This is a genomic window from Pseudomonas sp. SIMBA_041, from assembly GCF_046535095.1.
Lineage (GTDB): Bacteria > Pseudomonadota > Gammaproteobacteria > Pseudomonadales > Pseudomonadaceae > Aquipseudomonas > Aquipseudomonas mucoides.
Genome location: NZ_JAWRXJ010000937.1, coordinates 1 through 236 on the forward strand (window position 1 = coordinate 1; position 236 = coordinate 236).

The 236-nt window shown below is 63.6% G+C and carries 1 pseudogene; it reads right to left on the reverse strand.

Going from position 1 to position 236, the window contains the following annotated elements:
* Positions 1-236: pseudogene (locus SB725_RS33890) on the reverse strand (alpha/beta hydrolase); the annotation flags it as partial.

Genomic DNA, 236 nt, shown 5'->3' on the forward strand with positions numbered 1-236 from the left:
GATTGATACAGTCTGCGACAAGGGCCGCGCCCTGTTCATCGTTCAGGTGCAGATGATGGCCACCAGGCAGCGTCACCTGCTCAAAGGGTAGCTGCTGCAGCAACTCGGTGTGGCGCGCCAGCATGCCATCGGCAGCCACCACCAGGCAGGCAGGGCAACTCACCCGCCTGACATAGGCCATGGCCTGGACGTGGCTCAGGCGTGTAGGGGATGGCAAGGTCAGGCGGCTGTCACTG